This window comes from Methylomonas sp. LWB (assembly GCF_001856095.1).
GTDB lineage: Bacteria > Pseudomonadota > Gammaproteobacteria > Methylococcales > Methylomonadaceae > Methylomonas > Methylomonas koyamae_A.
The window spans coordinates 24,823-30,865 of record NZ_MKMC01000027.1; the positions used below are offsets into that span (position 1 = coordinate 24,823).

The 6,043-nt window shown below is 48.0% G+C and carries 13 protein-coding genes; all 13 read right to left on the reverse strand.

What is annotated here, in order from left to right:
• Position 1: 1 nt before the first annotated feature.
• Positions 2–370: a 50S ribosomal protein L14 gene (rplN, locus tag BJL95_RS13325; RefSeq protein ID WP_064028920.1), complete on the reverse strand. Its 369-nt coding sequence runs from the start codon at positions 368–370 to the stop codon at positions 2–4.
• A 24-nt stretch (positions 371–394) separates the two neighbouring features.
• Positions 395–658 carry a 30S ribosomal protein S17 gene (gene rpsQ, locus BJL95_RS13330; protein WP_071158632.1) on the reverse strand — a complete coding sequence of 88 codons (264 nt, stop codon included), beginning with the start codon at positions 656–658 and terminating at the stop codon, positions 395–397.
• A gap of 2 nt (positions 659–660) precedes the next feature.
• Positions 661–852: a 50S ribosomal protein L29 gene (gene rpmC / locus BJL95_RS13335; protein WP_064028925.1), complete on the reverse strand. Its 192-nt coding sequence runs from the start codon at positions 850–852 to the stop codon at positions 661–663.
• Positions 852–1,265, reverse strand: a complete 414-nt coding sequence (gene rplP, locus BJL95_RS13340) for a 50S ribosomal protein L16 (RefSeq protein WP_064028927.1) — start codon at positions 1,263–1,265, stop codon at positions 852–854. The genes rpmC and rplP overlap by 1 nt, the downstream gene beginning before the upstream one ends.
• A gap of 19 nt (positions 1,266–1,284) precedes the next feature.
• The gene (gene rpsC / locus BJL95_RS13345) at positions 1,285–1,956 is read right to left on the reverse strand and encodes a 30S ribosomal protein S3 (protein ID WP_071158634.1); all 672 of its coding nucleotides are present in this window, start codon (positions 1,954–1,956) and stop codon (positions 1,285–1,287) included.
• A gap of 9 nt (positions 1,957–1,965) precedes the next feature.
• Positions 1,966–2,298 (reverse strand): 50S ribosomal protein L22, encoded by a 333-nt coding sequence (gene rplV / locus BJL95_RS13350; protein ID WP_071158639.1) that lies wholly within the window; start codon positions 2,296–2,298, stop codon positions 1,966–1,968.
• Positions 2,299–2,307: 9 nt separating this feature from the next.
• Positions 2,308–2,580, reverse strand: a complete 273-nt coding sequence (rpsS, locus tag BJL95_RS13355; RefSeq protein ID WP_064027395.1) for a 30S ribosomal protein S19 — start codon at positions 2,578–2,580, stop codon at positions 2,308–2,310.
• Between the two features lie 12 nt (positions 2,581–2,592).
• Positions 2,593–3,420: a 50S ribosomal protein L2 gene (gene rplB / locus BJL95_RS13360; RefSeq protein WP_064027397.1), complete on the reverse strand. Its 828-nt coding sequence runs from the start codon at positions 3,418–3,420 to the stop codon at positions 2,593–2,595.
• Between the two features lie 38 nt (positions 3,421–3,458).
• Positions 3,459–3,758, reverse strand: coding sequence for a 50S ribosomal protein L23 (rplW, locus tag BJL95_RS13365; protein ID WP_064027399.1), 300 nt, complete (start codon positions 3,756–3,758; stop codon positions 3,459–3,461).
• Positions 3,755–4,375: a 50S ribosomal protein L4 gene (gene rplD / locus BJL95_RS13370; protein WP_071158636.1), complete on the reverse strand. Its 621-nt coding sequence runs from the start codon at positions 4,373–4,375 to the stop codon at positions 3,755–3,757. The genes rplW and rplD overlap by 4 nt, the downstream gene beginning before the upstream one ends.
• A gap of 12 nt (positions 4,376–4,387) precedes the next feature.
• Positions 4,388–5,029, reverse strand: a complete 642-nt coding sequence (gene rplC / locus BJL95_RS13375) for a 50S ribosomal protein L3 (RefSeq protein WP_064027404.1) — start codon at positions 5,027–5,029, stop codon at positions 4,388–4,390.
• A 30-nt stretch (positions 5,030–5,059) separates the two neighbouring features.
• Positions 5,060–5,371: a 30S ribosomal protein S10 gene (gene rpsJ, locus BJL95_RS13380; RefSeq protein WP_020484801.1), complete on the reverse strand. Its 312-nt coding sequence runs from the start codon at positions 5,369–5,371 to the stop codon at positions 5,060–5,062.
• A gap of 6 nt (positions 5,372–5,377) precedes the next feature.
• The coding region (locus tag BJL95_RS13385) for an EF-Tu/IF-2/RF-3 family GTPase (protein WP_254786798.1) at positions 5,378–6,043 on the reverse strand (666 nt) is incomplete at its 5' end.

Consider the following 6,043-nt stretch of genomic DNA (forward strand, 5'->3'; position numbering starts at 1 on the left):
CTTATAGGACTTCTGGCGCCAATGAAATAATTTTCATAAACTTTTCGCCCCTAAGTTCACGCGTAACAGGTCCAAAGATGCGGGTGCCGATCGGTTGTAGTTGGTTATTCAAAATGACCGCAGCGTTGCCGTCGAAACGGATGACAGAGCCATCGGAACGGCGCACACCTCGTTTGGTGCGCACAACCAACGCGTTATAGACGTCGCCCTTTTTTACGCGAGTTCTTGGCATGGCATCTTTTACACTCACCTTTATAATATCGCCAATTCCGGCGTACCGGCGGTGAGACCCGCCTAGAACTTTGATACACATGACCTTTTTTGCGCCGCTATTATCGGCGACGTCAAGGCTAGTTTGCATCTGAATCATTTTTAAATTCCCAACTTATTTAAATTATTTGCCTGAAGACTCAACTACTTCCAGCAACGTAAAAGATTTCCGCTTTGAAATAGGGCGACACGAGGCTATTGCGACGATGTCTCCCTCTTGGCAGAGGTTATTTTCGTCGTGCACCAGCAACTTAGTCGAGCGTTTTATATATTTACCGTAAACTGGATGCTTAACCAATCGTTCTACTAGAACCGACGCTGTTTTATCCATTTTGTTGCTCACGACGCGTCCCGTTACCTTGCGTACGCCATCTACATTTTCGTTCATATTTAAGCCCGCGCCATTTCGCCAAGAATAGTATTGATCCGCGCGATGTCCCTTCTGACTTGCCTTACTTGGCTGGATTTGGAGAGTTGACCAGTGCCTTTTTGCATCCGCAGGTTGAATTGTTCTCTGGACAGCTCCAGTAGATTTGTCAGGAGTTCGTCTTTTGTTTTGGTTCGTAATTCTGACGCTTTCATTACATTATTGTCCGTGCAGAGAAAGTAGTTTTTACCGGCAATTTCGCGGCCGCTAGCTGAAATGCTTCCCTAGCCATCTCCTCGGAAACACCCTCAATTTCAAACAGCATGGTACCAGGCTTAATTTGAGCGACCCAGTATTCCACGCTACCTTTACCTTTACCCATCCGAACTTCTAATGGCTTTTTGGTGATAGGCTTATCGGGAAAGATTCTGATCCAAATCTTTCCTCCACGTTTTACGTGCCGACTAATCGCCCGACGTGCCGCCTCGATTTGACGGGCGGTCATTCTACCACGACTTAACGCCTTTAAGCCATATTCGCCAAAGCTAACAGACGAACCCCGCAAGGCTGTGCCGTTATTTCTGCCGGTATGTTGTTTTCGAAATTTTGTTCTTTTCGGTTGAAGCATGTCTAATTTACTCCTTCAACTACTTCTTATTTTCGGCATTTAAAGAGGCTGTATGGGCGTCCATATCGAACACCTCACCTTTAAATATCCAGACTTTTATACCGATAATGCCGTAAGTCGTTTTCGCCTCGGCGGTACCGTAATCAATATCGGCTCGCAACGTATGAAGAGGAACTCGACCTTCGCGATACCATTCGGTTCTAGCGATCTCCGCACCATTTAACCGTCCAGCGACTGTAATTTTGATACCCTCGGCACCTAAACGCATTGTGTTCGTAACGGCTCTTTTCATAGCTCGGCGGTACATAATTCGTTTTTCGAGTTGCTGAGCGATACTTTCCGCTACCAAATAAGCATCTAGTTCAGGTTTCCGAATCTCTTCCACATTTAACTGAACCGGAACGCCCATCATTGCGGAAATATTTTGTCGCAAAATATCGATGTCTTCGCCCTTCTTGCCGATAACAATACCAGGCCGCGCAGTATGCACAGTAATGTTCGCGTTGTTCGCCGGACGATTTATCTGAACGCGACTAACTGAAGCGTGCGCAAGCTTTTGTTTTATGTATTCGCGAACCTTAAGATCTTGCAGCAGCAGTACAGGGTAGTTCTGGCTATTTGCGTACCATCTAGAAGTCCAATCTTTTACAATCCCGAGACGAATCCCAGTGGGATGTACTTTTTGTCCCATTTTCTACCTCTATTTCTCTGCTACTTTAATGGTTATATGGCAAGTCCTTTTCAGGATATGGTTTGCACGCCCTTTAGCTCTTGCACTTACGCGTTTTAACGTCCTGCCTTCATTCACGAAGACCGTCGATACTTTCAGCTCGTCGACATCGGCATTTTCGTTATGCTCTGCATTCGCAATTGCCGATTCCAAAACCTTCTTAACAATTGCGGCGGCTTTCTTTGAGCTGAAATTCAACAGGTTTAGCGCTTTTTCAACCGGCAAACCGCGAATCTGATCGCCAACCAATCTTGCCTTCTGAGCAGACAGCGGAGCGTTACTCAATTTTGCTGATACTTCCACATTCACTCCTTATCTCGATTTCTTGTCAGCAATATGGCCCTTGTAGGTTCTCGTTGGCGAAAACTCACCCAACTTGTGACCAACCATATTTTCGGTAATCAAGACCGGCACGTGTAGTTTTCCGTTATGAACCGCTATGGTCAGCCCCAACATCTCAGGACTAATCATCGACCTTCTAGACCAGGTTTTAATCGGTTTCCTATTATTCGTTCGAACCGCTTCGTCTACTTTCTTCAACAAGTGGTGATCGATAAATGGACCTTTTTTAATTGAACGTGGCACGTCAGATACCTCTTATTTTTGCTTACGGCGTCTGACAATCATATTGTCAGTACGTTTGTTTTTGCGCGTTTTATAACCCTTAGTAGGGGTACCCCAGGGTGATACCGGGTGTCTACCACCGGAAGTGCGCCCTTCACCGCCACCATGGGGATGATCGACCGGGTTCATTGCGACACCGCGCACTGTCGGGCGAACACCTCTCCATCTCTTCGCACCGGCTTTCCCTAACGAAATCAAGTTATGTTCGGAGTTAGATACTTCGCCGACGACACCCTTGCAATCTGCGGAGACCTTACGCATCTCACCGGATCGCAGGCGAACTGTAACGTAGGCGCCGTCTTTCGCGACCAATTGCACCGACGTTCCGGCGCTCCGGGCGATTTGAGCTCCTTTACCCGGCCGCAACTCTACGCAGTGCAAAGTCGTGCCAAGTGGCATGTTCCGCAATGGCATGCAATTGCCTGGTTTAACTGGCGTTGTTTCGGCACTCAGTATTTCTTGACCCAGCTCAATGCCTTTGGGCGCGATAATATAGCGGCGCTCACCGTCTTTAAATAACACCAACGCGATATTCGCAGTCCGATTTGGGTCATATTCGATCCGTTCAACAACAGCCGGAATGTCTGTCTTGTTGCGTTTGAAATCTATGATACGGTAGAACTTTTTGTGTCCTCCGCCGATGTGGCGCGTGGTGATTCGCCCCATGTTATTACGACCGCCAGTATTCCCTTTTTTGTCCAGTAGTTGCGCAAATGGCTTACCCTTATGCAAATCATTATTTTGTACACGCACTACAAACCGAGAACCTGGAGATGTCGGCTTTGATTTCAGAATAGCCATGCTCTTCTACCGCTCCTAATTAACCTAATTAAAACTTACTATGCCGTTGCCAATTCGATGCTATGACCGGATTCAAGCTTTATGTATGCTTTTTTCCAATCAGAGCGTTTACCGATACTGCGTCCAAATCTCTTTATTTTTCCTTTCACGTTCAAAACCCGAACTGATTCGACTTTTACATTGAACATGAGCTCGACCGCCTGCTTTACTTGTAGTTTGCTAGCAGTTTTTTGAACCTTAAAGACGAACTGGTTGTTTTGATCCGCAGCGTTTGTGCTTTTTTCTGAAATGATTGGGGCCTGCAGCACATTTGCTAACTTAATTTTTTGAGCACTCATGCCAATCGCTCCTCAATTTGTTTCAACGCCGCCGCAGTGGCAATGACTTTGTCAGCCGAAACCAAAGACACCGGATCGACGCTGGTCGGTGTTACAACTGCGACATAAGGAATATTCCGGGCAGCAAGAATCAGATTTTCGTTCAAATCCTCAGCCACTACGAGTAGACGTTTGACCTCGATCCCGCTGATTTTTTTCAGGAACTCTTTGGTCTTTGGCACGGCAGGAGTGAGGTCATCGCAAACCGCAAGACGCCCCTGTCTTAAAAGCTCTGAAAAGATTGAGCGTATGCCTACTTTGTACATTTTCTTGTTCAACTTTTGGTCGTACGAACGGGGCTGGGCGGCAAATGTAACACCGCCTGTCCGCCAAATTGGGCTGCGAGTGCTACCAACGCGTGCACGTCCAGTGCCTTTTTGCCGCCACGGCTTAGCGCAGCCTCCGCTCACGTCCGAGCGAGTCTTTTGCGCTTTTGTTCCGGCCCTAGCACCAGCCATGTATTTTGTTACCAGTTGATGCACCAGCGTCTCGTTGTATTCTTGACCGAATACGGCTTCAGAGACATCGAGCGCTTGAGCTGCGTCTCCACCGTTTATTGCAGGTATTTGCAAACTCATAAATTAACCTTATTAACCTTTCTTGACTGCTGGTGTGATGACGACATCACCGCCCTTAGCACCGGGTACAGCGCCTCTAACGAGTATTAACCCCCTTTCAGAGTCAATAGAATGAACCGTCAGGTTTTGTACCGTGGTTTTCACCGCACCCATCTGACCGCACATTTTCTTGCCCTTGAAAACCCGTCCAGGGGTCTGATTCATACCATTCGAACCGGGTACGCGGTGAGATCGCGAGTTACCGTGCGTTGCATCCTGAGTACGGAAGTTATGCCTTTTAACCGTACCGGCAAAACCTTTACCGATACTTGTGCCGGAAACGTCCACTTTTTGTCCGGCTTCAAAAACATTTACGTCCAAAGATGCGCCGGGAGCCAAATCGACACCTTGTTCGTCGCTCAGCCGAAACTCCCACAAACCCCTACCCGCTGTAACGTTGGCAGATGCATAGTGACCGGCCATTGCTCTATTGACTTTCGAAGACTTGATATCGCCCGCAGCAACTTGAACCGCACGATACCCATCTTTTTCGATACTTTTCACTTGTATGACCCTATTCGAGTCAATTTGGAGCACAGTTACTGGTACCGCTGAACCGTCTTCGCAAAAAATCCGGGTCATACCACATTTACGACCAATAAGACCTATTGACATCTGCCAATCCTCAAAATTATTACTTACTGCTTATTTCAGCTTGATTTGTACATCTACGCCAGCCGCCAGATCCAACTTCATCAAGGCATCGACTGTTTTATCGGTTGGCTCGACTATATCAAGCAACCGCTTATAAGTTCTCAACTCGTACTGGTCGCGCGCATCTTTGTTAACGTGAGGCGAAATAAGTACTGTGAATCTTTCTTTTCTAGTAGGCAAAGGAATCGGACCCTTAACTTGGGCGCCAGTCCGCTTCGCTGTCTCTACTATCTCTCCGGCGGATTGATCGATGAGTTTATGATCGAATGCCTTTAATTGGATTCTGATAGTTTGATTTGCCATGGTTAATTACTCGATGATAGAAGCCACGACGCCGGCACCCACGGTGCGACCGCCTTCGCGAATTGCAAAGCGCAGACCGTCTTCCATCGCGATCGGTGAGATCAATTTGACGGTGACGGAGATGTTGTCGCCAGGCATCACCATTTCGACGCCTTCCGGCAATTCAACCGCGCCTGTGACATCGGTGGTACGGAAGTAAAATTGCGGCCGATAGCCGTTGAAAAATGGCGTATGACGACCACCCTCTTCCTTGGACAGCACGTAAATTTCGGCTTTAAAGTGCGAGTGTGGCTTGATGCTGTTCACGTGAGCCAGAACTTGACCGCGTTCGACGTCGTCGCGTTTGGTGCCACGCAACAAGACACCTACGTTGTCGCCCGCTTGGCCTTGATCGAGCAGTTTGCGGAACATTTCTACACCGGTACAGGTGGTTTTCTGCGTGTCGCGAATGCCGACGATCTCGACCTCTTCACCCACTTTAATAATCCCACGCTCTACACGACCGGTAACGACGGTACCGCGGCCTGAAATCGAGAAGACGTCTTCGATCGGCATCAAGAATTTGCCGTCGATCGCGCGCTCTGGTTCAGGGATATAGCTGTCCAGTGCTTCAACCAGCTTGACGACGGATTGCACGCCGATTTCGCTTTGATCGCCTTCCAACGCTTTCAG